We start from the raw sequence: 19,568 nt of genomic DNA, 5'->3' as shown, positions 1-19,568 counted from the left end.
TCAATGGGTGCCGCGATCGCCCTTCAGCTGGCCGACCGGCCTCGACACGAGGGGCTGATTGCCGCGCTCGTCCTCGACTCACCAGTCCTCAACTGGGCCGAGGTCATCAAGGCCAACTGCGTCCAAAGCGGACTGCCCGCAGCAGCCGGGCACCTCGCGATCCCGTGGCTCACCCTCGCCCCGCTGGCTCGCACCGTCGGCTTGCCGGGCCGCATCCCACTTCGCTCCTTCGACTGGACATCCCGAGCCGTAGAGCTCAACACGCCGACCCTGATCCTCCACGGCACCCGAGACGACTCCGTGCCGATCCGGCTCTCACAAGCACTCCGAGACGCCCGCCCGGAGCTCGTCGAACTGGAGACCTTCGACGCCGGCTACACCCTCTGTTGGAATGCTGACCCCGACTGGTGGCAGAACGCAGTGACCGCCTGGCTCAAGGTGCGCATCCCACGCTGATCGGCGCGCACGCAGCGGCCACTCTCGAAACCTGTCTCGTTCGGCCACGCCCGGAGAAACCCAACTCAAGCCGTACCTCCGCAGGTATCATCGTGGGTGTTGGCCTGCCTGGGCCATTGAGCGAGGGAGGACCAACGTGGCTGAGCCGTGGCTGTCCGCTGACGACATCGCCGCCCACCTCGGGGTTACCAAAGACACCGTCTACACCTGGATCGCCGAGAAGGCCATGCCCGCCCACAAGGTCGGACGCCTCTGGAAGTTCCAAGCCAGCGAGATCGACGACTGGGTGCGACGAGGCGGCGCTGCCGCCGCCTCCGAACCCTCCCCGCCAGGGTGAGCGCGTCGCTCACTTCGAGCCGCCGCTGACACTTTGTCGGTGGCACCCCATATCCTGATCCACTGCCCAAAACCAGAAGGAGGCACCAGATGAGCATCACGTCTCAGGGACAGGACCGATACGCCCTGTCCTTCACCAGTGGTGCCCTCCTGACTCGGGAGGCGGTGATCGCCGCGCCGCTCTTCTTGGAAGTTCGTGACTGGGGTCTGGTTCGAGACCGGCTCCGTTCAAAGAACTTGCTCCAGGCTCGAACCGCCTCGTCCGGATTCCGGTTGGCGCGCGAGGTCGCGCAGCGATTGGCGGTGCTCACGGACCCGGAGCTGGAGTTGCTGCGAGACGCCAGCCCCAGCGAACGCGGTCACCTGATGTGGGTCGCCGCATGCCGTCGCTACGCGCTCATCGGCGACTTCGCGGAAGAGGTAGTACGCGAGCGCTTCCTCCTACTCACTCCCACCTTGGGATACGACGACTTCGACAGTTTCGTTCGTGGGAAGGCGCTGTGGCACCCCGAGCTCGTAGAGGTGAAGGACTCGACGTTGCAGAAGCTCCGGTCGACCGTGTTCCGCATGCTGACCGAGGCTGGACTGCTTGCAGGCAGCGAGATCGTCAACGCGGCCCTGTCAGAGCGTGTCCGGGACGCACTCGACGTTCAGCTACCAAGTGACCTCCGCTACCTCCCGGCCCGCGACATCAAGGAGGTCTCGTTGTGACGCCCCATGAACTTTCGCGCCAGGAGGAGCATCTGTTCGCGGTGCTCAGTGGCGAGCGCTTCCTGAAGATGGAGGGCTTGTCCAACGAGGTCCCGTTCTTCATCTACCCCTACGAGCCGGAGCACGCGCTTGATGTGGCGAAGGCCAAGAAGCGCGTCAAGAACCGCCTGGCCGGCAAGGGCATCGAGGTACGCGAGATCAACCTCTACGACCTGTCGGTCGACGTCCTCAAGCAGCGCGGCGACTGGGATGAAGTGCTTGAGGTCGAGCCCGAATTGGACAAGGCCGAGTTCACGGAGATGCTGCAGTCGATGCTCAACCCGCAGCAGCACCTGGCTCCCGCGATCCGAGAGCGGCTCGCAGACGGCGAGTTCGACATCGTGTTCCTGACCGGGATCGGCGAGGTCTTCCCCTACATCCGGTCTCACAACGTGCTCAACAACTTGCAGAGCGTTGTGGTGGGCCGGCCGATGCTCATGTTCTTCCCCGGCCGCTACGAGCAGTCCGACACGCTCGGCTCATCGCTGGTGCTGTTCGGCAGGTTGAAGGACGACCAGTACTACCGCGCCAAGAACATTCTGGAACAGGAACCGTGACCGTTATGCAGCTCACCGAGATTTTCGCCAAGGACGTCCAGCGGCCCATCGAGGGCGTCATCAAGGCCGACGACGTTGCGCACCTGGGCACCGAGGTCGACGAGTACGTCCTGACCAACGAGGCCGCCAAGGGGCTGGAGTTGCTGCTTGAGGCGTACACGGATTACACCAACGCGAACGGCGTGTGGATTTCGGGCTTCTTCGGCTCCGGTAAATCGCACCTCTTGAAGATGCTCGCACACCTCCTCGGCGACGTGGAGGGTGACAACTTCCCTCGCGAGCGTGTCTCGGAGAGCTTCCGCGCCAAGGCGACGGATGCGTTCTTGCCGCCGCTGCTCCACAAGGCTGACCGCATCCCGGCGAAGAGCCTCCTGTTCAACATCGACCAGAAGGCGACCCTGATCAGCAAGGATCAGACCGACGCCCTACTACGCGTGTTCGTGAAGGTATTCGACGAGTCCCGCGGCTACTACGGCGACCAGGGTCACATCGCGCGGTTCGAGCGGCAACTCGACGACGAGGGCCAGCTCGACGCGTTCAAAGACGCCTTCCTTGAGGTGTCGGGCCGGGACTGGGTAGAGCGCCGGCCGAGCTTCGGGCTCCCCACTGTGCGACGCCAGGTCAACGAGGCATACGCACAGATCACCGGGTTGGACGCGACGACCGCGCCCGACATCCTGAAGACCTATCAGGACACCTACTCGGTGTCGATCGAGGACTTCGCCGACGAGGTGCGCGCCTGGCTGAACAAGCAGCCTGCCGGCTACCGGCTCAACTTCTTCGTCGATGAGGTCGGGCAGTTCATCGGCTCCAACACCCATCTGATGCTGAACCTTCAGACGATCGCAGAGTCCCTCAACACGAAGTGCGGCGGACGGGCCTGGGTGTTCGTGACCTCGCAAGAGGACATGGACAAGGTGGTCGGCGACCGCACCAAGCAGCAGGGCTACGACTTCTCGAAGATTCAGGCGCGGTTCAAGACCCGCGTGAAACTCACCTCCGCCGACGTAGAAGAGGTCATCCGCAAGCGCCTGCTGGAGAAGAACGACAAGGGCACGCAGGTGCTCGAAGCGGTCTACGCGCAGGAGTCAGCGAACTTCAAGACCCTGTTCGACTTCGTTGATGGCGCCAAGACCTACCGAAACTTCACCGACGAAGCCCACTTCGTCGGCACCTACCCGTTCGTGAGCTATCAATTCCCGCTGTTCCAGGCCGCGATCGAGGGCATCTCCGACCACAACGTGTTCGAGGGCCGCAACAGCTCCGTCGGAGAACGCTCCATGCTCGGCGTCGTCCAGCAGGTCGCCAAGGACATCGGCGATGTCGAGATCGGGTCACTGGCAACCTTTGACGCGATGTTCGCCGGCATCCGCGCGTCGTTGAAGTCCGCAGCACAGCGCTCGATCGACCGCGCCGAGCGTGACCTCCCCGACAGCGGCTCACTGGTCACCATGCTCGCGGTGCGGCTACTCAAGGCGCTCTTCCTGGTGAAGTACGTGGAGAGCTTCCAGGCCACCCCGCGCAACCTGACTGTGCTGGTCTACGACCGATTCGGGCTCGATCTGCCCGCGTTGTCCAAGCAGGTTCAGGAAGCGCTGACGCTGCTGGAGACGCAGACCTACGTGCAGCGCAACGGCAACGTCTACGAGTACCTGACCAACGAAGAGCAGGTGATCGAGGAAGAGATCAAGAACGTCGAGATTGACTCCTCCGAGGTCTCCACCCGGCTGAACAAGATTCTGTCCGGCGATGTCGTCAAGACCTCCAAGCTCCGCTACACCAAGAACGGGCAGGACTTCCCGTTCGGGTACAAGCTCGACGACCAGGCATTCGGCCAGCAGCGCGAACTCTCACTGCACTTCATCACTCCCGAATACCCGTACGGTCCGGAAGAGATTCGGATGCACTCGGCAGGCAAGGACGAGCTCCGTGTGATCCTCGCTCCCGACGACCGTGTTTTGGCCGACCTGCGGCTGCTGATCAAGACCGAGAAGTACACCAAACGCAAGCAGACCAGCTCGCTGTCTCCGGTCGAGGAGCAGATTCTGCGCGCCAAGGCGACTCAGAACGCTCAGCGGGAGAAGGAACTTGTCGAGCGCATCCGACGGGCCGTGGGACGTGCCGATCTCGTGATCAATGCTGCGGACCTCAGTGTGGCGTCACAGGATGCGGTCACGCGGATCACTGACGGGTTCCAAGACCTCATTGCCCGGACCTACACCCAGCTGAGCCTCCTTGACGGGCGGACCTACTCCGAGCAGCAAGTTGCCGGGTTCGCGAACCCCGACCAGTCCGGGATGATCGACGACGCCTCGATCCATGCGCTCGCAGCACCGGCAGACGAGGTGCTGTCGTACCTGTTGCAGCGTGATCGGCTCGGCGAGCAGGTGACCGTCAAGAAGATCATCGAACACTTCCAGGCCAAGCCCTACGGCTGGGACCTGGCCTCCATCGAGTGCGTCACAGCCTGGCTCGTCGGCACCTCGAAGATCACCCTCACTGTCGACTCGAACATCCTCAAGCGCAGCGAAGTCGCTTCCGCACTGCGCAACACGCAGAAGCACTCCCACGCCGTCGTCGCTCCGCAGAAGACCTTCGACCAGCGCAAGATTGCGGCACTGCGCGCGTTCTGCACGGACTTCTTCGACGAACCTGCCGTGCCGAAAGACCCGCTCGAACTTGCCCGGCACACCAGCGAACGCCTTCGGGCAAAGTGCGAGGAACTCAAGGCGCGAGTCAGCGGTTCGAAATACCCATTCGTGACTCAGCTCGATGCGCCGATTGCTCTACTGGAGTCCGTCGTTGGCAAGCCCGACGACTGGTACCTGACCGACTTCGCAATCGCCGACGATCTGCTCGATGCGAAGAGCGACCTCATCGACCCGATCCAGGCATTCCTCGGCGGTGCCCAGCGCAAGATTTACGACGAGGCAACCGAGCTGCTCGCCAGCAACGCGAGCAACCTGAACTACCTGCCCTCCGGCAGCAGCCAGGATGTGGCGCAGCTCCTCGCCGACCCGCAGGCCTTCCGCGGCAACCGGATGACGAAGCTCAAGGCCGCCACCGTCGAACTCCAAGCCCGCATCGACGAGGCGCTCGTCGCAAACCGCGACGGAGCACTCCTGGAGATCGACTCCCGATGGGCACCGCTTCAGACCAGCACGATCTATCTCGAAGCAACCGACGGAGCGCAGCACAGCGTGACTCAGAAGGTCAGCGCGATCCTTGACCGGATCGATCGGGAGAACCAGATTGCCGTCGTCCGGGAGATCGCGAACACCTTCGAGGAACGCACCTACCCGGCCATCCTCGATCAGCTCGCAGCCTCTCCTCGCAGCAACGATGCGAACGGAGGCGATGAGCACGCCCCGGCACAGATCAAGAAGCAGACGGTCTCAGTCAAGAGCATCAGCGCCACCGGCATAAGCGGCGTGCTGGAAACCGAGGAGGACGTCGATCGCTACCTTGATGCGCTGCGCACCGCACTGGTCCAGGCCCTCAACGACGATAAGCGCATCGCGCTGTAGGAGACGAAACGCATGGAAACCTCACCGCTGAAGAGCTTCGGCACGTGGGCCAGACGCGAGCTCATCACTCAGGTCAGCGCCCGCCTGACCGCCGTGCTCGCACCAGCATCGCCGGAGCGAGTCGAGAACCAGCGCGCCGTGACCATGCTCGAACGCGACATCGCGGCCGCCGGCGGCGGAGCCAAGGGCAAGGATGCTGTGGCCGACAAGGTCGCCTACACCTGGTTCAACCGCATCATCGCCCTCCGCTTCATGGACGCCAACGGCTACACCGGTGTTGGCGTGGTCTCGCCAGCCCACGGCCAGCAGACCGGGCAGCCAGAGATACTCGCAGATGCCAAGCGTGGCAGCATCGACCCCGCTGTTGTCAGCAACAAGCGCACCCTCGATGCCATCACTGGACTCCTCGACGGAACCCGCCCCAGTACAGACGCCCAGGGTGAGGCCTACACCCTGCTACTCGCTGAGTACTGCCGCTACTGGAACCGCTCGATGCCGTTCATGTTCGAGCGCGAGGGCGACTACACCGAACTCCTGATCCCCGCGAACCTTCTCGCCGCGGACTCCATCCTCAGCAAGGCCGCATCGACGCTCACAGCAGAGGTCTGCCGCGACGTTGAGGTCATCGGCTGGCTCTACCAGTTCTACATCGCTGAGCGGAAAGACGAAGTCTTCGCCGGATTTAAGAAAGGCAAGAAGGCAGGCACCGCTGAGATTCCCGCCGCGACCCAGCTCTTCACCCCACACTGGATCGTTCGTTATCTCGTCGAGAACTCCCTCGGCCGCCTCTGGATGCTCAACCATCCGTCCTCTCGGCTCATCGAGCAGATGGACTACTACGTCGCCCCTCTTGATGAGGAGACAGACTTCCTCACGATCAGCAGCCCCGAGGAACTGAAGATCATCGACCCTGCCTGCGGCTCCGGCCACATGCTCACCTACGCCTTCGACCTGCTCTACGCGATCTACGAAGAAGAAGGCTACGCACCCTCCGAGATTCCCGAACTGATCCTTACCCACAACATCTACGGCACCGAGATCGACCCGCGCGCAGGCGCACTGGCAGCCTTCGCGCTCACAATGAAGGCTCGTGCGAGGCAGCGCACGTTCCTCAGCAGGCGGGTCGAGCCGAACATCTGCGTCATTGGTCCGATTGCGTTTAGTCCCGACGACTTGGACTCCCTCGTCACCAGAGGCGGCGACAAGCACGCAGAGCAAGCGTTCTGGAACCAGTTCGCTAGAGCTGATTTGCTCGGTGCCCTCATCGACCCCGATCCAGACCTGAGCCTCCGACTTGCCCAACATGTGTCGACGCTTGACGACAAGGGCGACTTGATCTTCGATAACATCATCCAGCGGGCTAGGCGCGCTTTGCGGCAGGCCGAGTTCCTCACACCCCGCTATGCCGTGGTCGTGGCGAACCCGCCCTACATGGGGTCGAAAAATATGGACCCAGCCCTCGCCGCATTTGCCAAGTTGGAGTATGCGGACTCGAAGTCCGACTTGTTCGCGATGTTTATTCACCGATGCCTTGACGCAGCGGTCGCCGGTGGGCTTGTGGGGCTTATGACCCCATTCGTTTGGATGTTCATCGGCTCCTATCTGCCCATACGGAAGCGTCTGGTCGAGCGAGAAACAGTCATGTCGCTAATTCAGTTGGAGTATTCGGGCTTTGATGGAGCGACAGTGCCGATCTGTGCGTACGTGGCACAGCGTGGCCATCGGGACGTATCCGCAGCCTTCGTGCGGCTGTCTGACTTCATTGGCCCGAATGTTCAAGGACCTAAGGCGCTTGAGATCATACAGGCGGATCGAAGAAGGAAGGCGGAGCCTAGCGGAACGACTGATGGCATGGAGCGGCACATGCACCGTGTCAACCCCGGTGACTTTGCAAAGGTTCCAGGGCATCCATTCGCCTACTGGCTTTCCAGTGCCATGCGAAACGCATTCACGGTGGGGAAACCTCTTCGAACTATCGCCGAACCGAAGGTAGGACTCCAAACTGGTGATGTTAATCGTTACCTGCGGAGATGGTGGGAAGTCAGCGGCAACCGACTGGCTACCAACTGCGAGTCGGCAGCGCAGTTGGCTGAGCGCAGTGCCCGTTGGATTCCATACGACAAAGGTGGAGACTTCCGCAAATGGTACGGAAATCAGGAGTTCGTACTGGACTGGGAGTCCAATGGTAACTCGGTTCGCAAGAACCCCAGCGCACGTCCCCAGAACACCGAGTACTTTTTCCGAAAGCACATCGGCATGACTGCGGTGAGTTCGGGAGACCCAGCGTTCCGCATGTACCCCGTAGGGTTTGCCTTCGACAACGCATCAAGAGGACTCTTCATAGAGTCAGAGGAGATAAGTGCAGACGTTATTGGATTCGCAAATTCAATTGTCGCGCTATCGCTACTGAAGGCCACCTCTCCGACCTTGAACTACAACGTGGATGAGATGGCTGGCTTGCCAGTTTGCGCAGGAGCGCCGCGCGCGACGGTCGAACAGATGATCAGTGCGGCAAGGATGGACTGGGACTCGTTCGAGACATCATGGAATTTCGTTGGTTCGAGTCTGCGCATAGATCAGGGCAAACCAGCCGAAATCGATCTCGGTGATCGCGCGGCCGCAGTCTCAGCGCATTGGGCCACGTTCGCGTCTTCTCAGCAGGCCCGCGAGAGTGAGAACAACCGGACGACCGCTGAAGCCTACGGACTTGAGCACGAAGTGGATGTCGATGTGGCCCTCCATCGTGTGTCGTTGGCACGAAACGTTGAGTTTCGCTACGGCCCTGGCAAGAAGATCGAAGAGTATCTGGAGCTAGAGAATCTAGACTCCATCTCTGAGCTTGTGTCCTATGCAGTCGGCTGCATGTTCGGTCGATACAGCCTCGACAAGCCAGGCTTGATCCTCGCCGACCAGGGGGCAACGCTTCAGGACTACATCGCGAAGGTGTCGGCGCCGACCTTCGCTCCCGATGCAGACAACGTTCTCCCGATCGTCGATGGCGACTGGTTCGAGGACGACATCGTGGCGCGTCTTCGCCAGTTCCTGCGAGCGGCTTTCGGAGAGCAGCACTTCGAGGACAATCTCCGGTTCGTTGAGGAGTCGCTTGGGGTCAAGAATCTGAGGGAGTACTTCGTTACCCGTGCCGGGCGGTCGAGGTTCTACGACGACCATGTGAAGCGCTACAAGAAGCGCCCGATCTACTGGCTGTTCTCCAGCCCGAAAGGATCGTTCAACGCGCTGATCTACATGCACCGCTACACGCCGTCCACGGTCTCAACGGTGCTGAACGAGTACCTGCGCGAGTTCGAGTCGAAGCTGGAGGCGAACCTCCAGCATCAGGAGCGTCTCGCAGCCGGGGACGGTACACCTCGCGAGAAGGCAGCGGCACTGAAGGAAGCCGAGCGGCTCCGCAAGGTGCTGGTGGAACTCAGCGAGTACGAGCATGACGTGCTCTACCCGCTGGCGTCTCAGCAGGTCGCCATCGACCTCGATGATGGGGTGAAGGCCAACTATCCGAAGTTCTACCCGGCCCTCAAGAAGATCGCAGGCTTGGAGGCCAATCGTGAGTAACGATCCTCAGCAAGGACGCCCGTGGTCCCAGCGCAAGAGCGCTGCCTGGGGATTGGCGACAGTCGCGATCCTCTTCGTTGTCACCTGGCTCGCTGGCAAGCTTCTCCGTTGGCCATGGCCGGATGGATCAGATTGGCAAGCCATCTGGACCTTCTTCACGTTTCTCATCGCTGCCGTCGCTGCATCCGTCGCGCTCGCCCAGCTAGCCGCTCACCAGCAAGCTCAGCGGGAACTGACTCGTCCCTACGTTGTCGTTGACTTTGCCTTCAAGTCGATCCTTCTGCTCATTGAGGTACGGAACATCGGACAAGCGCCGGCTCACAACGTAGAGCTGACCTGGGACCCGAAGCCGCAAGCGCTCGACGAGCGGCATGGGCAGGCGATCGAACGGAACTTGGTCAACGGTGTGATCCCGTTCCTCGCACCAGGTCGCACGGTGCGCTACTCCGTGGGCCGCGCCTCAGACTATTGGTCGGACGACTTGATGCCCAAGCGGTACACCGTTGTCGCACGTTACCGTGACCCACGCGGCGAGCCATTCGGCGAGGACGAACAGATGGTTCTCGACCTCGGTCAATGGGCAGACGCACTCGCGGATGACGACTACGACAACAAGAACTGGAATCAGCTCAAATGGCAGACCGAAGCGCAACGGAAGATTGCCGCAGCCGTCGAGAGAGTCGACTCGCGCCTAGAAGGCCTTAGCGAGTCGGTGAGCGTTCGAGGAGCGCGACGTAAGCCAACCATGAGAGCGCGGCGTAGTCGAGCGCGATGGACAGGGAGGCGATGACGAATGGAGCAGCTCGGGAAACTTGATGCCAACGGCCGCCTCCAGGCGCTTGAAGGGAAGACCCTGGAGTTCAAGCGTGACCTGTCGTCACCGACGAAGCCGTTGCGCACGATTGTCGCCTTCGCAAACTCCGCAGGTGGCCGCCTGGTCATCGGAGTCGACGACGACGGCACGGTCGTCGGCGTGGCCGACCCCCTCACGGAGGAAGAACGTATCACCAGTCTGATCGCGGATCGCATCTCGCCGCAGCTGGTGCCGGCCATCGACCTCGTGACCATTGGCGAGGCGACAATCCTCGTGGTGGACGTGCCCTTGAGCACCCGACGTCCGCACTTCATGACCGATCAAGGCCCCGAGCACGGCGTGTATGTTCGACTAGGATCGACGACGCGGCAAGCCGACCCTGCGCTGGTGGCAGAACTTGAGCGCAGCGCGCGTGGTGTCGCGTTCGAAGACCTGCCTGAGCCACGAGCCTCGCTGGATGATCTCGATCTGAAGGCGCTGTCGGAGCTGCGCGGGCGCAGTACCGATGTCGATGATCTCGTCGCGCTCGGGCTCGCAGTCAAGCAGGGAGAGGAGATCGTCCCGACGTATGCGGGCCTTCTTGCCGCGTGCCCCGACCCCGCCCGATTTCTGCCGTCCGCGTGGGTCCAGTGCGGCCGGTTGCGGGGTCCCAGTGGGACCGACATCTTCGATCAGACCGAGATTCACGGCCCGATGCCGCTTGCCGTGGATCGGGTCATGGAGTTCCTCCTCAAGCACGCCTACAAGTCGGCGGTGTTCGGTGAAGTGCGCCGACGTGATTCGTACTCGATCCCGGTCGAGGCGATCCGCGAGGTCGTCGTCAACGCTCTGGTGCATGCCAGCTATGCCGAACGCGGGACGCCCATCCGGGTCGGGTTCTACGACGACCGAATCCAGGTCGACAGCCCTGGCTTGCTCCTGCCGGGGATGACGGTGGAGTCGATGCGACGCGCTTCTCGGCTGCGGAATCCCTCGCTCGCGCGCATCTTCCGTGAGGCCGGGATCATGGAGCAGTGGGGCACCGGTGTCCAGCGCGTCTATGACCAGATCGCTGAGGCTGGGCTGCCTGAGCCGCGCGTTGAAGAGGTCATGGATCGGCTTCGGTTCACGATCTACGTGCCGTCCCATGCACCGGACGCGGGTCTTGGTGCCGATGCGAAGCACCAAGATCAGGCACTAAGGCACCAAGATGAGGCGCCAAGTCGGCCGGTAGCCAGCCTCTCGTCGACCGAGGTTGTAGTTCTTCGTCAGGTCCGAGTTGATCCAGCGAGCCGCGCGGATCTCATGGCGGCGCTGGGCATCACGAACCAGACTCGCGCGTTCCGTCGACACATCGAGCCGCTCCTTGAGTCAGGGCTGCTGGAGCGCACACTCCCTGACAAGCCCACGAGTCGAGACCAGCGCTATCGGATCACGGAGCTCGGTCTCGTCGCGCTAGCTGGGCAGGAGGACGCCGAATGAGTTCGCTCAGTGCCGTCCTGCCTCACCTGGAGCAGAGGTTCGAGTCACAGCGCCTGGTCTTCTGGCACGACGTCGACGGCGAGTATGCCGCCGACCTTGACGCGCTTGATCTCCTCGGCGTGACCACCGTGCGGGTCGAGAACAACGAGTACGCGGTGAAGAACCGCGTCCTCCACGACGAGCCCGTGGGCAAGTTTCTCCTCTACCGAGGCGCCCCGGTGCCTCCGGGTACTGGCAACTGGCTGCTCGATCTTGAGCTTGCCTACGGAGTCTTCACCGCTGACCGGACCGCGCTTGTGAGCCAGGACCTCGGTCTCAGCGGTAGCGGGATCGACGGTGTGGTGCGGGAGCACGAGAAGTTCTTCCGTGCCGCCAAGAGAGTCCAGAGTCTCAAGGCCCTGCTCACGACTGACGATGACGCCGACAGGTTGCGGGCGAAGATGTCAGCCGTGGTGCTTGGTCAGCGCGAGCACAGCATGCTGGAGCTCACGCGCGCATTGCTGATCGAGAACGCGCGTGGCGCGCGCACCAAGTACGACGCGCTGGCCGAGCAGGGGCTCGACAGCTTCCACTGGTCCGGCGTTGCCAAGATTTACGACTACGAAGCAAGCGAGCCCAGCGTCGAGGACTTCGTGCTGTGGATGTTCCGGCAGGCAATCAACGGGTTCGCGTCGGACACACCCGGAGCTCTGCGCAATATCCAGCTCGACTTCGCGAGCCTACGCAACGACCGGCGCAGCGCCGATGCCCTCGCCACCCTGGCTCGGCGCACAGCAGAAAGCCTCAACTACGCCAGCAGCATCGAGGATGCCGAGCTGGCCGAACTAGTGGGCAACGATCTCTTTGAGGACGTGGAGCGCAAGATCATCAGCGTGCTGGCGCATGCAATCGTCGAGCGGACCATGAGCGCACGCGAGGTGTCCGAGACGATCCGCGCCCGACAGAGCAGCATCTGGGTCGATGGGTACCGGGAACTCTACGCGGCGCTCTCCGCTGCTTCCGACCTGCTGAGCGATCTCGCAATGGCGAGATTCGAGATCGCGTCGCTCGATGACGGACTCGACCGATACCGCAAGCACTGGTTCCGCATCGACCAGCTCTACCGACAGTTCCACTTTGCCGCCCGCACAACCGAGTACGCAGGCCCGCTCGAAGCGCTCCGGGTCGAGGTGGAGAAGCACTACGCGAACCGATACCTCTACGAGCTCGGCAACGCCTGGCAGCAGCAAGTTGATGCCGTGACTGACTGGCGATCGGTTGCACTGCGCCCGCAGACAAGGTTCTTCGTCGATCACGTCGAGCCCGTCATCAGGAAGGGCAACCGGAAGGCCGTGGTCATCATCTCCGATGCGCTGCGTTACGAGGTCGCCGACGAACTAGGTTCACGTATCCGTCAGGAAGACCGCTTCGACGCGGAGCTTGACGCGATGCTCGGTGTGCTACCGAGCTACACCCAACTCGGCATGGCCGCCTTGCTTCCGCACAAGATGCTGGCGCACTCGCACGATGGTGACCCGGTGCTCGTCGACGGCCAGCGTTCCGACGGGACGGCGAACCGCAACAAGGTACTGGCCTCGGTGGACGGGTTCGCGATCCAGGCCGAGGACGTTCTCGCGATGCCGCGCGGCGAGCTGCGCGAACTCTACGGCGCGCACCAGGTGCTGTACGTGTACCACGACCGGATTGACGCCGCAGGCGACAAGGCCCGCACCGAACGTCAGGTGTTCGAGGCCGCCAATGACGCGTTGCGCGAACTGGTCGACCTCATCAAGCGACTGACGAACGCGAACGCCACGAACATCCTGGTGACCGCTGACCACGGCTTCCTCTACCAGGACACCGCGCTCGCCGATGCCTCCTACCTCTCGACCAAGCCGCAGGGCGACGAGCTCGTCGTGACGAACCGCCGATACGTGCTCGGGCGAGGACTCAAGGATGATCCCGCGTTCCGGAAGTTCGAGCCTGAACAGCTCGGGCTAAGCAGCGACCTTGAGGTGCAGATTCCCAAGTCGATCCATCGACTCAAGCTGCCGGGGGCGGGCTCCCGCTTCGTCCACGGCGGCGCCGCGCTCCAGGAGATCGTCGTGCCGGTGCTCACCGTCAACAAGAAGCGCAAGAGCGACACTCGGCCCGTCAACGTCGAGGTGCTGCCCGAAACGGACAAGATCACCACCGGCCAGCTCGTCGTGAAGCTCTTCCAGTCCGAGCCGGTTGGCGAGAAGGTCCAGGCCCGCACGCTACGGGCTGGCCTCTACGTAGGCGAGACGCTGATCTCGAATCAGCCCAAGCTGCTCTTCGACCAGCCCTCCGAGGACAAGCGCGACCGCTACCAGAGTGCACGGATGCTCCTCAGCCAGGACGCCAACGAGTTCAATAACCGCACGGTCGAGTTCCGGCTCGAAGAGCAGATACCCAACACCGCCCAGTGGCGCGTCTACCAGCGGGCTCAGTACCTGCTCAAGCGCTCATTCACATCGGACTTCGATTTCTAGAGGAAGCAGTAGCCATGACGGACACCGAGAGCCACTCCGGCGAGGAACGCAACGCCGAGTCAGCTACACCACAGCAGAGCGATCTTGACTACAAGATCAACCTGCTGTTCGGCGGCTCCGTCGTCCGCAAAGACCTCGTGAAGGCCGTCAAGGGCAACGCGATCGTCCCCTCCTACGTGCTGGAGTACCTGCTCGGCCAGTACGCCGCCTCCGACGACGAAGCAACAATCCAGGCCGGTATTGACGCGGTGCGCAAGATTCTCGCCGACCACTACGTGCACCGCAACGAGTCAGAACTGGTGAAGTCCACCATCCGCGAGAAGGGCCGCCACCGGATCATCGACAAGGTCACCGTGACCCTGAACGACAAGCAGGACGTGTACCAGGCCTCGTTCGCCAACCTCGGGCTCAGCGGCGTGATCGTCGAACCTGCAACAGTGAAGGCGAACCCCAAGTTGCTGGTCGGCGGCGTGTGGTGCATCTGCGACATCGAGTACTTCCATAGCGACGACGCCCGCGTCGTGCCCTGGATTCTGGGGAGCTTGAAGCCCATCCAGATGTCGAGCTTCGACTACGAGGGCTACCTCGCATCACGGAAGGGGTTCAACACTGAGGAGTGGATCGACCTGCTGATCCAGTCCATCGGGTTCAACCCTGAGATGTTCGGACGGCGTGCCAAGCTGCTGCAACTCGTGCGTCTCATCCCGTTCGTCGAACGGAACTACAACTTGATTGAGCTGGGGCCGAAGGGCACCGGCAAGTCACACATCTACTCCGAGTTCTCGCCCCACGGCATGCTGATCTCCGGTGGCGAAGTCACCGTCCCGAAGCTATTCGTCAACAACGCCAATGGCCGCATCGGCCTGGTCGGCTACTGGGACGTCGTCGCCTTCGACGAGTTCGCCGGCAAGAAGAAGCGCACCGATAAGGCGCTCGTCGACATCATGAAGAACTACATGGCGAACAAGTCGTTCTCCCGTGGCGTCGAGACCCTCGGAGCCGAAGCGTCGATGGTGTTCGTGGGCAACACCTCCCACAACGTGCCCTACATGCTCAAGCACTCAGACCTGTTCGACGAGCTACCCGAGGCATACCACGACTCCGCCTACCTCGACCGGCTCCACTTCTACATCCCCGGCTGGGAGGTAGACACGATCCGCAGCGAGATGTTCTCCTCCGGCTTCGGCTTCGTCGTCGACTACATCGCCGAAGTGCTGCGATCCATGCGCAACACCGACTACTCCGACCGCTACCAGCAGCACTTCACGCTCGGCTCGGACATCTCCACACGAGACCGCGACGGCATCCACAAGACCTTCTCCGGCCTGATGAAGCTCATCTACCCAGGCGGCGAGGCCACGCAAGAAGAGATCGAGGAACTGCTGCGCTTCGCCGTCGAAGGACGCAAGCGTGTCAAGGACCAGATTCTTCGGATTGACACCACGATGGCCGCCGTCAACTTCGGCTACTCCGACAAGACCGGCACCTGGCGCAGTGTCACCACGCTGGAAGAGGACGAGTACCCCGACTACTACCAGGCGCGCCGTCCCGAGACCGACCACGAGGCAGAGCCGTCGGCGGAGTCGGAGCCCGCGCAAGAAGAGGCCGCTGTTGCAGTTCCGTCCGTGACTGAGGTAGCCGCGCCACTGTTCGAAGGGCACCGCGAGTTCCAGGAGAACCAGCGTGGAGTCTCATACGAGACGCTGCTCATGCCCTATCTGCGCGGTGCCACAGACATCACCATCGTTGACCCCTACATCCGGCTCCCGCACCAGGGGCGCAACCTCGTCGATCTGCTGGCTCTGCTGGCAGCGGCCAAGAATCCCGCCGACGAGATTGCAGTGACGCTGGTGACCAAGGAAGACCGCGGCGAGTACGCCCAGCAGCACCTCCTCATGCTCAAGGACATCCAGGACAGCGCCGCCACCGTCGGCATCCAGTTCACCGTCACCTGGGACGAAACGATCCACGACCGGTCGATCCGCACCGACCACGGTTGGAAGCTCCTCCTCGGACGCGGCCTCGACATCTTCCAGAAGGGTTCCGGTAGCCAGTTCGACCTCGGCTCCCGCCGCCAGGAGTTCCGTCAGGTCTTCGCGTTCGGCATCACCTACATCAACGAGCAAGAGGGGGCCCGATGACAACAACGAACACCACAACGGAGTCGGAGGATGACGCCAAGGGCCTCCTCGTCATCGGTGGCACGCTGAAAGAGATCATCACGACATCCGAGCCGAAATTGGTCCGGGAACATCTGGGTTCGCTGTTGCAAGTGAAGAACCTCGTCGTCCTTCTTGGCTCTGGCGCGTCGTTCCACTTGGGCTCTCCAAAGACGCGAGACCTGTCCAATGAGCAGGTACTTGGGCTCATCAGGGAGGCTGGCGGTGAACCAACGGAGGAACACCAATCGCTCCTTGCCACGATCAATCCCACCGACAGCGGTGATCTAGAAAAGCTCCTGAACGGACTCCAGCTTGCCGCATCGCTTGCGACGCAAGCTGGCCAGGACTCGGTGACGCTCGGTTCGGGGGCGGACGCCAAGTCCTACCCGAAGAAGCAGGTCGATGCCTTGCGACAACAGATCAACCGGGCGCTCGCCGAAGCATGCCGTCTGCCGAAACCCGGCAAGCCGTTGGACGCACCGTTCGATTCCGACCCACTGCTTGCGCACCGGACGTTCCTCTCCCGAATCATCCGTAGTCGTCGCGTCAATCTGCCAAGGCCACAAGTCTTCACCACGAACTACGACCTGGTCATTGAGAGCGCCCTCGATCAACTCGGATATCCGTACATCGACGGCTTCAGCGGGACGGTCGACCGTCGCCTCAACCTCGCGTTCTACGGACTTGACTTCCACCGAGTCGAAACGACGACGCAATCGGTGCTGGCGCGCGCTGAGGGGGCCATCTATCTGCATAAGGTCCACGGCAGTCTCAACTGGCGATCGTCCAGCGACAAGGATCGGTTGACCGGACTTGAGTCACTAGAGGTGAGACACAGCAACGCCTTCCCCGAAGACGACCAGCTGGTGTTGATCTACCCGACTTCAGCGAAGGAGGGTGACACCCTCGCATACCCGTACTCAGACCTCCTTCGGCTACTGGGTGATGCTGTACAGCAGGAAGACACCGCAGTAATCGTCGTTGGCTACGGATTCGCCGACCCGCACATCAACCGTCTACTTCTCCGCAGCCTTGCCACGAACTCCGCTCTCAATGTCCTGGTGGCTGATCCCTTCGCGGTGCTTGAAGACGCAGACATCTCCTCGCTAACGTCGGACTCTCTCCAGCAGCACCTCAGCGATCTCGACGTTACGCCGAAGAAAACGGCAATCGCTGCCCTCGCTACCTCCAGTGACTCCCGCATTTCCGTACTCACTGGCGAGTACGGCAAGTTCACGGAGCTTTCCCGCCTCCTACCGGGATCATCCCAGTTGGGCGATACACCCACGGCCGTTACAGTACTGATCGAGGCGCTTGAGCAAGCTGCGCGTGACGGCAACTTGCCAGCCTCGGGAGTGAAGTCCAATGACTGAGACCGGCATTATCGGACGTGTAATCGATGTCCGCAGCACGACGATCCGAGTCGCGCTGGACGTTGGATCGAAGGGCTTCACGAAGGTGGGTCCTGACGGTCTCCAGACCGTCGGTGTGGTGAACTCCTACATAACGGTACCTGCTGGCGCGCATCGCGTTGTTGGCATCGTCAGCGGCGTCTACATCAGCGGGAGAGACGACCAAAAGGTAAAGGCACCTCTCCTCAGCCAGGACGACACGGCAGCCTATGAACTTGAAGCGACGGTGGTAGGCCGGTTCGAGAACCACTGCTTCAAGTCTGGGCTGACTGGATACCCTCCGCTTCACGCGCCAGTGCAGGCAGCCACGCCTGGCGAAGTGAAGAACATCTTTCTCCCCAAGGGCGCCCCGTCGCTTCGTATTGGCACTTCGGCGGTGGCCGCTGAGCAGGCTGTTCACCTTGATGCCAACCTGCTCCTCGGTCATCACTGTGCTGTTGTCGGCTCCACGGGCTCCGGCAAGTCCTGCACTGTCGCCGCCATCATTGATAGGCTATTGGATCACGGAATCCCCAATGGGCATATCGTCATCTTCGATATCAACGGAGAGTACGCACAGTCCTTCGCGTCTTCTACGCCACGGGGCAAGAAGACTCGGCCGCTGGTGCTCGGCCCCAAGCCGGGGACGGACTCCGCACTCTTCCTACCGCACTGGTTCATGAACAACGAGGAGCACATGAGCCTCCTCAAGGCCAGCGAAGGCGTTCAAGCTCCCGTGCTCCAGCGGTCCATAGCTGATGCGCGAGTAGCTGGAGCCTCAACGAATTTGGACTTGCTCCGTCTGCAGAACCTGCTCAGTTCTATGGGGATCATCGAAGGAGCCTTCAGTAACACCAAGAGTGGCTCAGATACGACCTTCGCCCAGCTCGACGGTATGGCCAACCCGGTCAATGGCCAGCTTGGTCAAGCAAGTTTGTGTTCTGCGCAATGGTCGCAGATAAAGGTGATTCTCGATGCTGGTACGCCTCAGGCCTCCGTGTCGAATGTCCAGTGGACGCCACTAACAGCACCTCAACGCGACATCCTTGCGAGGATGTTTGTCGCCATCCGGAAAGAGATCTCGGCTGCTTTCGGCGCGCTCGGCATGGGTAGCGCTCAAGCAGCGCCTGACTTCGACGCGCCTGTGTACTACTCGCTCCAGGAGCTGTGCGACTTTTTCCTCCCAAACCGAATTCAGATGGAGCAGGCGAATGACAGCAAGATCGCTGGCTACGTCGCGACACTACAGATGCGCCTGAGTCGGCTACTCGCCGATGGTCGCTACGACTTCATAACGCGGGTCGAAAAGCACGACGACCCCCTCGGAACTTATCTCAAGGCGCTCCTGGGCGTCGACCCAACAAACGACAACGCGGCTTCCGACTGGCCTGCAACGTCCCACCATCGTGCGCAGAGCGCCACACATGGCGATGGTCCGTCTGTGACAATCTTCGACCTCAGTCTCGTCGCTAACGACGTCCTGGAGAACGTCACCGCGCTATTGGGTCGAATCCTCTTTGACTTCGCAGTTCGGAGCCATCCGCGTGCTGAGCACCCGGTCATGTTGGTGCTCGAAGAAGCACACCGCTTCATACCGTCCCGGCTAGATTCCACCGGTGGGGCGAATCGCTCAGCGGCCATCTTCGAACGCATCGCGAAGGAAGGCCGCAAGTTTGGGCTCTCACTTCTGCTCGCAAGTCAGCGTCCGAGCGAACTCAGTGAAACCGTCGTTGCCCAATGCGGGACCGTCATCGCGCACAGGCTCACCCACGAGGCCGACCAGCGGTTGCTCCGTCACGCAACAGCTCTTAGTTCCCGCGCGCTACTTGAACAGCTGCCAAGCCTCGCGCAACAACACGCTCTCGTCACTGGTGTCAGCACCGGGGTGCCCGTTGCTGTTCGCGTCCGCGATGTTCAGAACCCGCCGAAGAGTGACGATCCGAAGTTCATTGACATCTGGAGCGATGCCCAAAGGCTCGCGACCCTTCCAGATCACGTCGACACCGTGCTTCGAGACTGGCAGGGGGACGTAGGCCCAGTTGCGCCATAGAG

Annotated in this window: 12 protein-coding genes; all 12 read left to right on the top strand. The window is 61.8% G+C overall.

From position 1 onward, the window contains the following. Positions 1-3: 3 nt before the first annotated feature. The 12 genes from FB389_RS10775 to FB389_RS10055 all read left to right on the top strand — a co-directional run bounded on the left by FB389_RS10775 (position 4) and on the right by FB389_RS10055 (position 19,566). Positions 4-456, top strand: a complete 453-nt coding sequence (locus tag FB389_RS10775) for a lysophospholipase (protein ID WP_246043618.1) — start codon at positions 4-6, stop codon at positions 454-456. A 136-nt stretch (positions 457-592) separates the two neighbouring features. Beyond that, positions 593-793, top strand: a complete 201-nt coding sequence (locus FB389_RS10105) for a helix-turn-helix domain-containing protein (RefSeq protein WP_142113252.1) — start codon at positions 593-595, stop codon at positions 791-793. A gap of 89 nt (positions 794-882) precedes the next feature. Further along, positions 883-1,503, top strand: a complete 621-nt coding sequence (locus FB389_RS10100; RefSeq protein ID WP_142113250.1) for a DUF1819 family protein — start codon at positions 883-885, stop codon at positions 1,501-1,503. Continuing rightward, entirely contained in the window at positions 1,500-2,099 is a 600-nt protein-coding gene (locus FB389_RS10095; RefSeq protein WP_094364311.1) for a DUF1788 domain-containing protein, read from the top strand. Before FB389_RS10100 ends, FB389_RS10095 begins: the two co-directional genes overlap by 4 nt. 5 nt (positions 2,100-2,104) lie before the next feature. Beyond that, on the top strand, positions 2,105-5,626 hold the full coding sequence (gene brxC / locus FB389_RS10090; protein ID WP_142113745.1) for a BREX system P-loop protein BrxC: 3,522 nt from the start codon (positions 2,105-2,107) through the stop codon (positions 5,624-5,626). 12 nt (positions 5,627-5,638) lie between these two features. After that, positions 5,639-9,196: a BREX-1 system adenine-specific DNA-methyltransferase PglX gene (pglX, locus tag FB389_RS10085; protein ID WP_142113248.1), complete on the top strand. Its 3,558-nt coding sequence runs from the start codon at positions 5,639-5,641 to the stop codon at positions 9,194-9,196. Beyond that, the gene (locus tag FB389_RS10080) at positions 9,189-9,986 is read left to right on the top strand and encodes a COG1361 family protein (protein ID WP_142113246.1); all 798 of its coding nucleotides are present in this window, start codon (positions 9,189-9,191) and stop codon (positions 9,984-9,986) included. Before pglX ends, FB389_RS10080 begins: the two co-directional genes overlap by 8 nt. 3 nt (positions 9,987-9,989) lie before the next feature. Further along, positions 9,990-11,471, top strand: coding sequence for an AlbA family DNA-binding domain-containing protein (locus FB389_RS10075; RefSeq protein ID WP_142113244.1), 1,482 nt, complete (start codon positions 9,990-9,992; stop codon positions 11,469-11,471). Beyond that, complete coding sequence (gene pglZ, locus FB389_RS10070) at positions 11,468-13,963, top strand: BREX-1 system phosphatase PglZ type A (RefSeq protein ID WP_142113242.1); 2,496 nt, start codon at positions 11,468-11,470, stop codon at positions 13,961-13,963. The genes FB389_RS10075 and pglZ overlap by 4 nt, the downstream gene beginning before the upstream one ends. Before the next feature lie 14 nt (positions 13,964-13,977). Next, positions 13,978-16,104, top strand: a complete 2,127-nt coding sequence (brxL, locus tag FB389_RS10065) for a BREX system Lon protease-like protein BrxL (RefSeq protein WP_142113240.1) — start codon at positions 13,978-13,980, stop codon at positions 16,102-16,104. Further along, positions 16,101-17,498, top strand: a complete 1,398-nt coding sequence (locus FB389_RS10060) for an SIR2 family protein (protein WP_142113238.1) — start codon at positions 16,101-16,103, stop codon at positions 17,496-17,498. The genes brxL and FB389_RS10060 overlap by 4 nt, the downstream gene beginning before the upstream one ends. Beyond that, positions 17,491-19,566: an ATP-binding protein gene (locus FB389_RS10055; RefSeq protein ID WP_142113236.1), complete on the top strand. Its 2,076-nt coding sequence runs from the start codon at positions 17,491-17,493 to the stop codon at positions 19,564-19,566. Before FB389_RS10060 ends, FB389_RS10055 begins: the two co-directional genes overlap by 8 nt. Positions 19,567-19,568: the final 2 nt, after the last annotated feature.

Source organism: Rarobacter incanus, assembly GCF_006715765.1.
In the GTDB taxonomy this organism is placed as follows: Bacteria; Actinomycetota; Actinomycetes; order Actinomycetales; family Cellulomonadaceae; genus Rarobacter; species Rarobacter incanus.
This window is presented reverse-complemented; position numbering and strand designations above follow the sequence as displayed.